This is a genomic window from Pseudomonas sp. NPDC086581, assembly GCF_044746165.1.
In the GTDB taxonomy this organism is placed as follows: Bacteria; Pseudomonadota; Gammaproteobacteria; order Pseudomonadales; family Pseudomonadaceae; genus Pseudomonas.
Map to the genome: position 1 here is coordinate 149333 of NZ_JBIVBR010000001.1, position 13719 is coordinate 163051.

Annotated in this window: 13 protein-coding genes; 7 read left to right on the forward strand and 6 right to left on the reverse strand. The window is 66.5% G+C overall.

Annotated elements, in window-relative coordinates:
- Nucleotides 1-71: 71 nt before the first annotated feature.
- Nucleotides 72-491, forward strand: a complete 420-nt coding sequence (locus ACIPK7_RS00675; protein WP_192430305.1) for a MerR family transcriptional regulator — start codon at nucleotides 72-74, stop codon at nucleotides 489-491.
- A gap of 209 nt (nucleotides 492-700) precedes the next feature.
- Here the strand turns inward: ACIPK7_RS00675 and glcC are convergent, their stop codons facing one another.
- Entirely contained in the window at nucleotides 701-1471 is a 771-nt protein-coding gene (gene glcC, locus ACIPK7_RS00680; RefSeq protein ID WP_192430306.1) for a transcriptional regulator GlcC, read from the reverse strand.
- Between the two features lie 231 nt (nucleotides 1472-1702).
- Here glcC and glcD point away from each other — a divergent pair, with 231 nt between their 5' ends.
- The 5 genes from glcD (at nucleotide 1703) to ACIPK7_RS00705 (ending at nucleotide 7832) form a co-directional block, all read left to right on the forward strand.
- On the forward strand, nucleotides 1703-3202 hold the full coding sequence (glcD, locus tag ACIPK7_RS00685; RefSeq protein WP_401084422.1) for a glycolate oxidase subunit GlcD: 1500 nt from the start codon (nucleotides 1703-1705) through the stop codon (nucleotides 3200-3202).
- Nucleotides 3202-4242: a glycolate oxidase subunit GlcE gene (gene glcE / locus ACIPK7_RS00690; RefSeq protein WP_401084425.1), complete on the forward strand. Its 1041-nt coding sequence runs from the start codon at nucleotides 3202-3204 to the stop codon at nucleotides 4240-4242. The genes glcD and glcE overlap by 1 nt, the downstream gene beginning before the upstream one ends.
- Nucleotides 4242-5516 carry a glycolate oxidase subunit GlcF gene (glcF, locus tag ACIPK7_RS00695; RefSeq protein ID WP_401084428.1) on the forward strand — a complete coding sequence of 425 codons (1275 nt, stop codon included), beginning with the start codon at nucleotides 4242-4244 and terminating at the stop codon, nucleotides 5514-5516. The genes glcE and glcF overlap by 1 nt, the downstream gene beginning before the upstream one ends.
- A complete protein-coding gene (locus ACIPK7_RS00700) occupies nucleotides 5495-5893 on the forward strand; it encodes a heme-binding protein (RefSeq protein WP_401084431.1) in 399 nt (132 codons plus the stop codon). Before glcF ends, ACIPK7_RS00700 begins: the two co-directional genes overlap by 22 nt.
- Before the next feature lie 244 nt (nucleotides 5894-6137).
- Nucleotides 6138-7832: a lactate permease LctP family transporter gene (locus ACIPK7_RS00705; RefSeq protein ID WP_401084434.1), complete on the forward strand. Its 1695-nt coding sequence runs from the start codon at nucleotides 6138-6140 to the stop codon at nucleotides 7830-7832.
- Between the two features lie 191 nt (nucleotides 7833-8023).
- Here ACIPK7_RS00705 and arfB read toward each other — a convergent pair whose 3' ends face one another.
- Nucleotides 8024-8437, reverse strand: coding sequence for an alternative ribosome rescue aminoacyl-tRNA hydrolase ArfB (gene arfB / locus ACIPK7_RS00710; RefSeq protein ID WP_192430312.1), 414 nt, complete (start codon nucleotides 8435-8437; stop codon nucleotides 8024-8026).
- A 370-nt stretch (nucleotides 8438-8807) separates the two neighbouring features.
- On the opposite strand from arfB, the gene ACIPK7_RS00715 reads away from it, so the two are divergent.
- Nucleotides 8808-9602 carry a nucleoside-binding protein gene (locus ACIPK7_RS00715; protein ID WP_401085550.1) on the forward strand — a complete coding sequence of 265 codons (795 nt, stop codon included), beginning with the start codon at nucleotides 8808-8810 and terminating at the stop codon, nucleotides 9600-9602.
- 199 nt (nucleotides 9603-9801) lie between these two features.
- Here the strand turns inward: ACIPK7_RS00715 and ACIPK7_RS00720 are convergent, their stop codons facing one another.
- From ACIPK7_RS00720 to hppD, 4 genes are all read right to left on the reverse strand, one after another.
- Complete coding sequence (locus ACIPK7_RS00720; protein WP_015476418.1) at nucleotides 9802-10179, reverse strand: MliC family protein; 378 nt, start codon at nucleotides 10177-10179, stop codon at nucleotides 9802-9804.
- Nucleotides 10180-10270: 91 nt separating this feature from the next.
- Nucleotides 10271-11686: an amino acid permease gene (locus tag ACIPK7_RS00725; protein WP_401084438.1), complete on the reverse strand. Its 1416-nt coding sequence runs from the start codon at nucleotides 11684-11686 to the stop codon at nucleotides 10271-10273.
- A 108-nt stretch (nucleotides 11687-11794) separates the two neighbouring features.
- The gene (gene maiA / locus ACIPK7_RS00730; protein WP_401084441.1) at nucleotides 11795-12436 is read right to left on the reverse strand and encodes a maleylacetoacetate isomerase; all 642 of its coding nucleotides are present in this window, start codon (nucleotides 12434-12436) and stop codon (nucleotides 11795-11797) included.
- 52 nt (nucleotides 12437-12488) lie between these two features.
- Nucleotides 12489-13571, reverse strand: coding sequence for a 4-hydroxyphenylpyruvate dioxygenase (gene hppD, locus ACIPK7_RS00735; RefSeq protein WP_081519226.1), 1083 nt, complete (start codon nucleotides 13569-13571; stop codon nucleotides 12489-12491).
- Nucleotides 13572-13719 lie beyond the last annotated feature (148 nt).

The following is a 13719-nucleotide window of genomic DNA, read 5'->3' on the forward strand; positions in this document are numbered from 1 at the left end:
TCCTAGGTTGTGGTGCCGGGGAGGTTAAGTTTAAAGTTCACTTCAAGGTCAAGCCCCTTTCGGAGCCCAGCATGAAAATCGGTGAACTGGCCAGCCTCAGCGGCCTCGCCCCCTCGCGCATCCGCTTCTACGAAGCCAGCGGGCTGATCGCCCCGGCGCGCCGCCTGGCCAACGGTTACCGCGCGTACCCGCCGGAAACCCTCGACCTGCTGGAGATCATCCGCAGCGCGCAGCAGACCGGCTTCAGCCTGGAGGAAATCCGCAGCCTGTTGCCGCACTCCAGCCCCATCGAGAACGGCCACGGCGAACTGGTCGCCGGCCTGCGCCGCAAGGTCGCGGAGATCGAGGTGATGGAGCAGCAGCTGCGGCAGAATCGCGAACGCCTGCTGGCGGTGATCGACGGCATCGAGAACAAGCCCGAGGGCATGGGCTGCCAGGCCAATGCCGAGCGCATGCTGGCGGAGATGCGCGAGCGCAAGAAGCGCAGCTGATGCAATGCCTGTAGGACCGAGGGGGCGCCTGGGCCCTGCTCGCGAACAATGCCCTGGAGCCAGGCGGTTCGCGAGCAAGCTCGCTCCTACGAAGAGGCCCCGCCTACACCGTAGGGCGGATAACCTGGAACAGGTTATGCGCCGCCCCCGGAACGGCGGATAACGCAGGCGCGTTATGCGCCCTACAGTTACGTCCCCTTCCCCCAGCGCTATTTCCAGCCTTCCAGGCGCAAGGTCGCCCGCACCAGCCGCTGCTCTTCCTGCTCGATCTCCCGTAGGTTGTCGCGCACGCTGTGGATATGTTCGCGGGCGGCGCGCTGGGCCTGTTCCGGCTGGCGTTCGCTGATGGCGCGGTGCAGCCGCGCGTGCTGGCGGTCGATCTGGCGTTTTTGCGGCGGGCGGTTGTAGAGGTTGTTCACCGAGGCGAACACGGTGCTGAGCATCAGTTCGTTGAGCGACTGCAGCGTGTGCACAAGCACCGGGTTGTGCGAGGCCTCGCTGATCGCCTGGTGGAAGGCGTGATCGCGCCGCGCATGCTCGCGCGGGTCCAGCGGCTGCGGTTCGTCGTAGGCCGCGTGCATCTCCTCGAAGCGCCGGCCGATCAGCACCAGGTCGGCCTCGGTGGCGCGCAACGCGGCCAGCCGCGCCGACTCTCCTTCCAGCAACGCGCGCACCTCCAGCAAGTCGTAAAGCGTGCGCGGCTGCGAGCGGAACAGGTGCAGCAGCGGCGACACATCTTCGGCGCCGTTCAGGTCAGCAACGAACGAACCGCGCCCTTGCTCGGTATCGACGATGCCGCGTCCGCGCAGTGCGCGCAGCCCCTCACGCAACGCCGAACGCGAGCAGCCGAGCTTCTCTACCAAGCGCCGTTCCGAAGGCAGCGCCTGGCCGACCTTGAGCACACCATCGACGATCAGCCGTTCGATCTTCTCCGCCACCTGGTCGGCAACGCGCTGCTTGCCCTGTGCATAAGTCGTCATTGCGGTTCTCCCGAACTGGTAGGACCAGCTGAAACTGGCCTGCATGGGTGCAAAGAACCCTAGCTGTCAGGACAGGGCCTTTCCAGTGGACGCCCGTGCAAGAACTGGTAGGACCAGTGCTGACGCCAGTGGACGCGGCCTGACCGGCAGTCGCATTTTCAGCGTGCCGTGGCTCCACGCGACCGCTTGGCGGGCGCGAACAAAAAAACAAAATCAGAGCACCGTCAGCCTATGAACATCCTCTACGACGAGCGCGTCGATGGCGCGCTGCCTGCCGTCGACAAGTCCGCCCTGCTGGCCGAGCTGCGCGCAGCCCTGCCCGACCTCGAACTGCTGCACCGCGCCGAAGACCTCAAACCCTACGAATGCGATGGCCTCTCCGCCTATCGCACCGTGCCGATGTTGGTGGCGCTGCCCGAGCGCATCGAGCAGGTGCAGGCGCTGCTGAAACTCTGCCATGCGCGCAAGGTGCCGGTGGTGGCGCGCGGCGCCGGCACCGGGCTCTCCGGCGGCGCGCTGCCGCTGGAGAAAGGCATCCTGCTGGTGATGGCGCGTTTCAACCGGATTCTCGAAGTGAACCCGCAGGGGCGCTTCGCCCGCGTGCAACCGGGCGTGCGCAACCTGGCGATCTCCCAGGCTGCCGCGCCGCATGGCCTGTACTACGCGCCGGACCCGTCCTCGCAGATCGCTTGCTCCATTGGCGGCAACGTCGCCGAGAACGCCGGCGGCGTGCACTGCCTCAAGTACGGCCTGACCGTGCACAACCTGCTCAAGGTGGACATCCTCACCGTCGAGGGCGAGCACCTGACGCTGGGCAGCGACGCCCTGGACAGCCCCGGCCTCGACCTGCTGGCGCTGTTCACCGGTTCCGAGGGCATGCTCGGCATCGTCACCGAAGTCACCGTCAAGCTGCTGCCCCGCCCGCAGGTGGCGCGGGTGCTGCTGGCCAGTTTCGATTCGGTGGAAAAGGCCGGCCGCGCGGTGGCCGACATCATCGCCGCCGGCATCATTCCCGGCGGACTGGAGATGATGGACAACCTGTCGATCCGCGCCGCCGAGGACTTCATCCACGCCGGCTACCCGGTGGACGCGGCGGCCATCCTGCTGTGCGAGCTGGACGGCGTGGAAGCCGACGTGCAGGACGACTGCGAGCGCGTCGACGGCGTGCTGCGCGCGGCCGGCGCCACCGACGTGCGCCTGGCCTGCGACGAGGCCGAGCGCGTGCGCTTCTGGGCCGGGCGCAAGAACGCCTTCCCGGCGGTGGGGCGCATCTCGCCGGACTACTACTGCATGGACGGCACCATCCCGCGTCGCGAGCTGCCGCGCGTGCTGCATGGTATCGCCGAGCTGTCGGAGGAGTTCGGCCTGCGCGTGGCCAACGTGTTCCATGCCGGCGACGGCAACATGCATCCGCTGATCCTCTTCGACGCCAACGTGCCCGGCGAGCTGGAGCGCGCCGAGGCCATCGGCGGGAAAATCCTCGAACTCTGCGTGGCGGTGGGCGGCAGCATCACCGGCGAGCACGGCGTGGGGCGCGAGAAGATCAACCAGATGTGCGCGCAGTTCAACAGCGACGAGCTGACCCTGTTCCACGCGGTGAAGGCAGCGTTCGACCCGGACCGCCTGCTCAACCCCGGCAAGAACATCCCCACCCTGCACCGCTGCGCCGAGTTCGGCGCCATGCACGTGCACCACGGGCAACTGCCCTTCCCCGACCTGGAGCGCTTCTGATGCCCGACGCCAGCAGCGAACTGCTCGAGCAGGTGAACCAGGCGCTCGCGGCGCACACGCCGTTGCGCATTCGCGGCGGCGACAGCAAAGCCTTCCTCGGCCGCCCGGTGAACGGCGTAGAACTGGACACTCGTCCGCACAGCGGCATCGTCAGCTACGACCCGACCGAACTGGTGCTCACCGCCCGCGCCGGCACGCCACTGGCGGAAATCGAAGCGGCGCTGGAGGCGGCCGGGCAGATGCTGCCGTGCGAGCCACCCGATCATTCTGGCGCGACCTTCGGCGGTGTGGTCGCTGCCGGGCTTTCCGGCCCGCGCCGCCCCTGGTCCGGCTCGGTGCGCGACTACGTGCTGGGCACGCGGCTGATCACCGGCCACGGCAAGCTGCTGCGCTTCGGCGGCGAGGTGATGAAGAACGTCGCCGGCTACGACCTGTCGCGCCTGCTGGCGGGCAGCTTCGGCTGTCTGGGGGTGATCACCGAAGTCTCGATGAAGGTGCTGCCCAAGCCGCGGATGTGCGCCAGCCTGCGCCTGGAAATGGGCGTCCACCAGGCGCTGGGTGAGCTCGCCGAATGGGGCGCGCAGCCGATCCCGATCACTGCCGCCTGCTATGACGGCACCGCGCTGTACCTGCGCCTTGAAGGCGGCGAAGGTTCGGTGTGCTCCGCGCGACTGCGCCTGGGCGGCGAGGAGATCGACAGCGGCTACTGGCAGGACCTGCGCGAGCAGCGCCTGGACTTCTTCGCCGGCCCCGGCACGCTCTGGCGACTGTCGTTGCCCAATGCCACGCCGGCGCTGTCCCTGCCGGGCGAACAGCTGATCGACTGGGGCGGCGCGCAGCGCTGGCTGAAATCCGAGGCGGACGCCGAACTGATCCGCCACAGCGTCGCCGAAGTCGGCGGCCATGCCCTGCGCTACACGCCGGGCGACGACGGCTTCCACCCGCTGCCCGCCGCCTTGCTGCGCTACCACCGCAGCCTCAAGCAACAGCTCGACCCGCAAGGCATCTTCAACCCCGGCCGGATGTACAGGGAGCTCTGATGCAAACCAACCTGAGCGAACAGGCCAAGCAGTTGCCGCGCGCCGAGGAAGCCGAGCGTATCCTGCGCTCCTGCGTGCACTGCGGTTTCTGCACGGCCACCTGCCCGACCTACCAGTTGCTGGGCGACGAACTGGACGGCCCGCGCGGGCGCATCTACCTGATCAAGCAGGTGCTCGAAGGTGCCGCGCCCAGCGCCAGCACCCGCGAGCACCTGGACCGCTGTCTGAGCTGCCGCAACTGCGAAACCACCTGCCCTTCCGGCGTGGACTACCACAACCTGCTGGACATCGGCCGCGTGGTGGTCGAGCAGCAGGTGCCGCGCACCTTCAGCGAGCGGCTGCTGCGCCAGGGCCTGCGCGCCGTAGTGCCGAATGCCGCGCTGTTCGGCGCGCTGGCCAAGGCCGGGCGCACCTTCTACCCGCTGCTGCCGGAGGGCCTGCAAAGCAAGCTGCTGCGCCATCCGCATCCGCCCGTGGAGCGTCCGAAGCCGCGCCACACGCGGCGCATGCTGATGCTCGAAGGCTGCGTGCAGCCGGCGCTGTCCCCCAACACCAATGCCGCCGCTGCGCGGGTGCTGGATCGCCTCGGCATCAGCGTCATCCCGGCGGCGGATGCCGGCTGCTGCGGCGCCGTGGACTATCACCTGAACGCCCAGGAAAAGGGGCTGGAGCGGGCGCGCAGGAATATCGACGCCTGGTGGCCGTCGATCCAGGCCGGCGCCGAAGCCATCGTGCAGACGGCCAGCGGCTGCGGCGCCTTCGTCCGCGACTACGGCCATCTGCTGGAGCGCGATGCGCAGTATGCGGCCAAGGCGCGGCGGGTCAGCGAACTGTCCCGCGACCTGTCCGAGGTGCTGCGCGACGAGCCGCTGGAAGATCTGCACCTGCACGGAGATCGCCGACTGGCCTTCCACTGCCCCTGCACGCTGCAGCACGCGCTGAAGCTCGGCGGCGCGGTGGAAGGCGTGCTCACGCGCCTGGGTTTCAGCCTCACCGCCGTGCCGGACAGCCACTTGTGCTGCGGTTCCGCCGGCACCTATTCGCTGACCCAGCCGGAGCTGTCCAAACGCCTGCGCGACAACCGCCTGAAGGCGCTGGAGAGCGGCGCCCCGGAAGTCATAGTCACCGCCAACATCGGCTGCCAGACGCACCTGGGCGGCGCGGATCGCACGCCGGTGCGGCACTGGATCGAACTGGTGGAAGAGGCGCTCGCCGATGCGCCATTGGAATCCCTGCAAGGCGAGGTGCAAGCATGCTCAGCAAAGCCGTTCTGACCCAGCAGGAAGTAAGCCGCATCCTCGCCGCCGCGCGCGCCGAAGCGCAGCGCAACCACTGGGCGGTGGCCATCGTGGTGGTCGATGACGGCGGCCACCCGCTGGCCCTCGAACGCCTCGACGGCTGCGCCCCGGCCAGCGCCTACATCGCCACCGAGAAGGCCCGCAGCGCGGCACTGGGCCGGCGCGAAACCAAGGGCTACGAGGACATGGTCAATGGCGGCCGCACCGCCTTCGTCACCGCACCGCTGATCACCTCGCTCGAAGGCGGCGTGCCGGTCGTGCTGGACGGCCAGGTGATCGGCGCGGTGGGCGTTTCCGGGGTGAAGGCCGGCGAGGATGCGCAGGTCGCCAGCGCCGGAGTGGCCGCGCTTTGAAAGCGCTCACGCGGCCCTGGCGACAGACAGCCACCGGCCGAGTTGTGGTCGCCGCCGGCCTCAAGCGAACCGGCGGCGACACCCCGAAAAGCTTGCCCGAACCAGCCTTCAGAAGCCCCGCTACGCGCCGCGTTGCGGGGCTTTTTCAATACCTGCCGGCCCGTGCGCCACCCCGGCATGCGCCTTCTGAAAGCACTATCCACCGCTGACGCTTTGCCACCGACAACAACAAGGGACAATCCCCATGCAAACCTGGCAGCAGCTCTACACCCCGCTCGGCAGCCTCGGCCTCTCGGCCCTGGCCGCCCTCGTGCCGATCATCTTCTTCTTCCTCGCCCTGGCGGTGTTCCGCCTCAAGGGCCACGTCGCCGGCGCCATCACCCTGGTGCTGTCGCTGCTGATCGCCATCAGCGTCTACCACATGCCGGTGAACAAGGCGCTGGCCTCGGCGGTCTACGGTTTCTTCTACGGACTCTGGCCGATCGCCTGGATCATCGTGGCGGCGGTGTTCCTCTACAAGCTGACGGTGAAGAGCGGGCAGTTCGAGATCATCCGCAGCTCGGTACTGTCGATCACCGTCGACCAGCGTCTGCAGGTGGTGCTGATCGGCTTCTCGTTCGGCGCCTTCCTCGAGGGCGCGGCGGGCTTCGGTGCGCCGGTGGCAATCACCGCGGCGCTGCTGGTCGGCCTGGGCTTCAACCCGCTGTACGCGGCCGGGCTGTGCCTGATCGCCAACACCGCGCCGGTGGCCTTTGGCGCGCTGGGCATCCCGATCATCGTCGCCGGGCAGGTATCGGGCGTGGATGCCTTCAAGATCGGCGCCATGGCTGGCCGGCAGCTGCCGATCCTGTCGGTGATCGTGCCCTTCTGGCTGGTGGCGATGATGGATGGCTGGCGCGGCATCCGCGAGACCTGGCCGGCGCTGCTGGTGGCCGGCGGTACCTTCGCCATCAGCCAGTTCCTCACCTCCAACTTCATCGGCCCGGAGCTGCCGGACATCACCTCGGCGCTGCTGAGCATGGTCTGCCTGACCCTGTTCCTGCGCGTGTGGCAGCCGGCAAACGTACGTGAGACGGAGTTCTCCAGCATCAACGCCGACGGCACGGCGACGCTGGGCGCAGTCGGTGGCGGCAGCGGTCTGCAGCGCCGGGAATCGCAGTACGGCTTCGGGCAGATCTTCAAGGCCTGGTCGCCGTTCCTGATCCTGACTGTGCTGGTGACTATCTGGACCATGAAGCCCTTCAAGGCGATGTTCCTGCCCGGCGGCGCGCTGGAGAGCTGGGTGGCGGTGATCGCCGTGCCCTACCTCGACCAGTTGGTCCTGAAGGCTGCGCCTATTGTGGCCAACCCGACGCCGATGCCGGCGATCTACAAGTTCGACCTGGTGTCGGCCAGCGGCACCGCGATCTTCCTCGCCGCGCTGATCTCCATGGCGATCCTGCGCATCGGCGTGAAGAGCGGCGCGGCCACTTTCGGCGAGACGCTGAAGGAGCTGAAGTGGCCGGTGCTGACCATCGGCATGGTGCTGGCCTTCGCCTTCGTCACCAACTATTCGGGGATGTCCACCACCCTGGCGCTGGTGCTGGCGGGGACCGGCGCGGCGTTCCCGTTCTTCTCGCCCTTCCTCGGCTGGCTGGGGGTGTTCCTGACCGGGTCGGACACCTCGTCCAATGCCCTGTTCGGCTCATTGCAGGCGACCACCGCGCACCAGCTCGGTGTCAGCGACACGCTGCTGGTGGCGGCCAACACCACCGGCGGGGTGACCGGCAAGATGATCTCGCCGCAGTCCATCGCCGTGGCCTGCGCCGCCACCGGGATGGTCGGGCGCGAGTCGGACCTGTTCCGCTTCACGGTGAAGCACAGCCTGATCTTCGCCGCGTTCATCGGCCTGATCACCCTGGCCCAGGCCTATGTGTTCACGGGGATGCTGGTGCACTGATGGTGCTGGCGGTGGAGTTGCCCCTGCAGGAGCGAGCTTGCTCCTACGAAGAGCAAGAGCCCCTCACCCTAACCCTCTCCCGCAAGCGGGAGAGGGGACTGTTCGGTGCAGGATGAAACCACACTGTCAGCCGGCACAATCGGCCCCCTCTCCCACTGGGAGAGGGCTGGGGTGAGGGGATCGCCCGAGCGTCAGAAATCCACTCTCCCCCGCCCCGCCTTGATCGCCCCCCGCTTGCTCTTGCCCTCCAGCCGGCGCGTCTTCGAGCCCAGCGTCGGCTTGGTTGGACGGCGCTTCTTCTCCACCTTCGTGACGCTGCGGATAAGCTCCGCCAGGCGGTTCAGCGCGTCCTCGCGGTTCTGCTCCTGGGTGCGGTATTGCTGCGCCTTGATCACCACCACGCCGTCGCTGGTGATGCGCTGGTCGCTCAGGGCCAGCAGGCGTTCCTTGTAGAACTCCGGCAGCGATGAGGCGCGCACATCGAAGCGCAGATGTACGGCACTGGACACCTTGTTGACGTTCTGCCCGCCAGCGCCCTGCGCGCGGATGGCGTTGAGCTCGATCTCGGCGTCAGGGATCTGCACGGAATTGGAAATCTGCAGCATGGGGAGGATTCAGGGAGGAAATGATGGTCAGGATACCGCGCACCGCCGCGCCTGTCCCGAAGCCATCTGGTTCGCCGCGCAGCGTCCGTTCCTGACTTTTGCGTCAATTTTTGTATACGAATTTGTGTACAAGTTTTTCTTGCAATGTCATCAATTCACCATTAGAACCCAGCCTGTCACCGACCGCCGTCCACACGGCGGGACGCCGGCCCCGAAGCCACGAAAAACAAGAACAACACAGAGGTGCAACATGGTTTCTTCCGCGATGACGGCCCCTGGCGCCGCCCGCCCCCACTCGCGTTCCAGCCGCCGCCTGAGCAACGGCCGCCGGTTCGCCCTCGGTACCGCTCTGGTGCTCGCCCCGCTGGGCATGGCACAGGCCGATGACGATCGATTCTTCGAGTGGACCAGCAATACGCTGGGCTTCCGCTACGGCAAGGGCTTCACCAACCCGAACAACCCGCACGATATCAGCAAGCGGATCTTCAGCTTCAGCCACGCCGACGGTTACCGCTACGGCAGCAACTTCTTCCACCTCGACGTGCTGCAGTCCGACAGCGATGACCCGCGCAAGGGCACCGACAGCGGCAGCAGCGAGGTCTACGGGGTATTCCGCAGCCAGCTCTACGCCTCGCGGGTGTTCGACCTGCCGCAAGGCAAGGGTCTGGTGAAGGACCACGCCTTCACCTTCGGTTTCGACGCCAGCCGCAATAACAACCTCGGCTCGGCGAAGAAGCGCGCACTGGTATTCGGCCCCACCATCAAGTTCAACGGACCCGGCGTGCTCGACCTCTCGCTGTTCTATTACCGTGAGAAGAACCACTCTGGCATCCCCAACGTGAAGCACCCGGACCACACCTTCGACACCACCTACATGATCAACCTGACCTGGCTACGGCCGTTCCAGCTGGGTGACCACGGGGCGAAGTTCCAGGGCTTCCTGAACTACACCGGGGAGAAGGGCGAGGACTACAACGACAACGACACCGCGCCGGAAACACTGGTGCGCACCTCGCTGATGTTCGCCACCCTGCCGGGCACCAAGCGCCAGCCGAACCTGTGGCTGGGCGTGGGCTACGAGTATTGGCACAACAAGTTCGGCGTGGACGGCGGACGCGGTACCCGCACCTCGACACCGACGGTGAATCTCGAATTCACTTTCTGACACGCTCCTACAGGTTTATCCGCGTATCGGCCTATGTTCGGTCGTAGGGCGCATAACCTGGAACAGGTTATGCGCCGTTGCCCGCGCGGCGGATAACGCTGGCGCGTTATTCGCCCTACAAGAGCTTTCCGCACAGGGGCGCTGACATGAAAAAGCCCGGCATCTGCCGGGCTTTTCCGTTCGGGCGCCACAAGAAAAATCAGCTCTCCTTGCAGGCTACGCCGTCGGCGGGCTCGCCGCCTTTCCAATCCTTGTACAGGGTGGCGTCTTCGCCCTTGGTCCACCAGATGTACTGGCCGGCAGCGTACTTGGCGCCGGAGGCGGAGATGACGTTGGCGAAGACCAGGCTGGAGGCGTCGGTCACCGGCACCACGGCCAGGCTGTTGTCGCCCTTGTTCAGGTACTGCACGCTGATCTTGCGGCCATCCTCACACTTGTACGAGACACTGCGCGAGTCCAGCTTGGCGTCGCCAGGCAGGACCAGCGCGTCGACCTGGGGCGCTTTCTTTTCTTCGCCACCACAGGCGACGAGCAGGACCGGCACGGCCGCCGCGAGCAGCCAAAGTGCTTTTTTCATGAGTATCCCTCTGACGAAAAATGGCCCGGTCACTCTAGGAAAGGTCGGGCCGCGCGGTCAATCACGGGCGGCCCGGCACAAAGTCTGGCAGTCAGTCGGCCAGCACGGCGGCCGCCTCACCACGCCGCGCCGGCTGGCGCTTGAGGCGATAGCAGCCATACATCACCAGCAGCCACACCGGAATCGCATAGACCGACACCTGGATGCCCGGAGTAAGCAGCATGACGCCGAGGATGAACACCACGAAGCCCAGGCACAGCCAGTTGGCCGCCGGATAAGCCACGGCGCGGAAGGCGGTGCGCTTGCCGTCCGCATCCATGCGCGCGCGGAACTTCAGGTGCGCCAGGCTGATCATCGCCCAGTTGATCACCAGCGCGGCGACCACCAGGGACATCAGCAGCTCCAGCGCACGGGCCGGGACCAGGTAGTTCACCAGCACGGCGAGGAAGGTCACCGCCGCCGAGACCATCAGCGAGCGCACGGGCACGCCGCGGCTGTCCACCTTGGCCAGCGCGTGCGGGGCATCGCCCTGCTCCGCCAGGCCCACCAGCATGCGGCCGTTGCAGTAGGTGCCGCTGTTGTAGACCGACAGCGCGGCGGTGAGCACCACGAAGTTGAGGACGTGGGCCGCGGTGCTACTGCCGATCATCGAGAAGATCTGCACGAAGGGGCTGCCGCTGTAGGAGTCGCCGGAAGCATTAAGGGTCTGCAGCAGGCTGTCCCAGGGCGTCAGCGAGAGCAGCACGGTGAGCGCGCCGATGTAGAAGATCAGGATGCGGTAGATCACCTGGTTGATCGCCTTGGGGATCACCCGCTTCGGCTGATCGGCCTCGGCGGCGGTGAAGCCGAGCATCTCCAGCCCGCCGAAGGAGAACATGATAATCGCCATGGCCATCACCAGCCCGCTGATGCCATTGGGGAAGAAGCCGCCGTGGGCCCACAGGTTGCTCACCGCAGCCTGCTCGCCGCCGGTACCGCTGGCCAACAGGTAGCAGCCCAGGGCGATCATGCCGACGATGGCGGCGACCTTGATGATGGCGAACCAGAACTCCGCCTCGCCGAAGGCCTTCACGTTGAACAGGTTGATCGCGTTGACCACGACGAAGAACAGCGCGGCGGTGGCCCAGGTCGGCACGTCCGGCCACCAGTAGTGGATGTACTTGCCCACCGCGGTGAGCTCCGACATGCCCACCAGGATGTACAGCACCCAGCAGTTCCAGCCCGAGAGGAAGCCGGCGAAGCCGCCCCAGTACTTGTGCGCGAAGTGGCTGAAGGAGCCGGCGACGGGCTCCTCGACGATCATCTCGCCGAGCTGGCGCATGATCAGGAAGGCGATGAAACCGGCGATGGCGTAGCCGAGGATCATCGACGGACCGGCGGACTTGAGCACCCCGGCCGAGCCGAGGAACAGCCCGGTACCGATGGCGCCGCCGAGGGCGATCAGCTGGATATGGCGATTCTTCAGGCCGCGCTGGAGCTGGCCTGCGTGTTGAGTTTCACGCGTCATGCGTCACCTGTTGTTTTTATCTGTGACGGGATCGGCCGCCCGGCTTGTGGCCAGGCGGTGCCTGTAGTGCGAGCAAGGCAAGGCTAAAGAGCGGTGGAGCGGTGGGGCTTACTGGGCGTCGGGCTGCACCTCCGGGGCGGCCTGCTGGAAGGCTTCGAGGGATTCGCAGCGCGCGGCGATGGCGAGCAGGCGCGGGCAACCGGAGAGGTCGCAGTTGAAGCGGCGAGCGTTGTACAGCTGGGGAATCAGGCAGGCCTCGAAGTAGCCCGGGCGCTCGCCCAGGGACAGCGGGCCGGTCCAGTGAGCGACGCCCTCTTCCACCGCGCGCAGGCCGGTCTCGACCCAATGGCGGATCCAAGCATTTTTCGCCTCGTCTGCCACAGCCAGCGGGCCGCTGAGGTACTGCAATACGCGCAGGTTGTTCAGCGGGTGGATGTCGCAGGCGATGTGCAGGGCCAGCGCGCGCACCTGCGCACGTTGCAGCGCATCGCGCGGCAGCAGACCGGGTTGTGGATGGGTTTCGTCGAGGTACTCGAGGATGGCCAGGGACTGGGCAATGCGCGCGTCGCCGTCCACCAGCAGCGGCACCAGCTCCTGCGGGTTGAGCGACTTGTAGTCGGCAGCGTGCTGTTGCCCGCCGTCCTTCACGAGGTGCACCGGGACCTGGCGGTAGGCCAGGCCCTTGAGCCCGAGGGCGATGCGCACGCGGTAGGCCGCGCTGGAGCGCCAGTAGGAATACAAGGTAAGCATGGCGGTTCTCCAGGGGCGGCCACGCTGAGCGCGAGGCCGCCCGGCAAGCGAGTTACTGATCGGAGATCACGCCACGGCGAATCTGGTCTTCCTCGATGGATTCGAACAGAGCCTTGAAGTTGCCCTCGCCGAAGCCCTGGTTGCCCTTGCGCTGGATGATCTCGAAGAAGATCGGCCCAATCACCGTGTTGGTGAATATCTGCAGCAGGATGCCGTCATCGCCCGGCGCGCCGTCGATGAGGATGTTCAGCTCGCGCAGTTGCTCCAGCGGCTCGCCGTGGCCGGCGACGCGGGTGTCGACCTTGGCGTAGTAGGTATCCGGGGTGCTCATGAAGTCCACGCCGTTGGCGCGCAGCTGGCGCACGGTGGCGTAGATGTCCTCGGTGGTCAGGGCGATGTGCTGGATGCCTTCGCCGTGGTACTCGCGGATGAATTCCTCGATCTGCGACTTGTCGTCCGCCGACTCGTTGATCGGGATGCGAATCTTCCCGCAGGGCGCGGTCATGGCGCGGGACAGCAGACCGGTGAGCTTGCCTTCGATGTCGAAGTAGCGGATCTCGCGGAAGTTGGCGATGCGCTCGTAGAAGCCGGACCAGACGTCCATCTGGCCGCGTTTGACGTTGTGGGTCAGGTGGTCGATGCACAGCAGGCCGACGGCATTGTCGTTGGCGGTGCGACCTTCGATGAACTCGAAGTCGACGTCATAGATGCTCTTGTCGCCATAACGGTCGACGAGATACAGCAGCGAGCCGCCGATGCCTTCGACGCAGGGGATGTTCAGCTCACCGAAGTTGGCGTGGCTGCCGACCAGCTTGGCGCCCTGGGATTCGACGTAGGCGGCGGCCTGCGCTGCATTCTTCACCCGGAAGGCCATAGCGCAGGCGCTCGGGCCGTGCTTCTTGGCGAACTCGTGGACATGGCCGGTGGGGCTGCCGTTGAGCACGATGTTGATGTCGTTCTGCTGGAACAGGAAGACTTCCTTGGAGCGGTGCTTGGCGGTCTCGGTGAAGCCCATGCCGGTGAACAGCTGGCGCAGTTGCTGGATACCCTGAGCGTCGGGGGCGGTGAATTCGACGAACTCGAAGCCGTCGGTGCCGATGGGGTTGTGTTGTTCGATCTTGGTCACGGCGTTCATCCGGCCTCCTCGTTGTCGTTATCGGCTGGCTCGGCGCGCGGCCGTCCAGGCGTCTGGAATGCCTTCATCTCACCCGTCGCGGGGCTCTGGAACAAGCCGGGTACCGCCGGTTTGCGCCCTGGCGGTGCGCTTGCCCCGGCAAGAAATC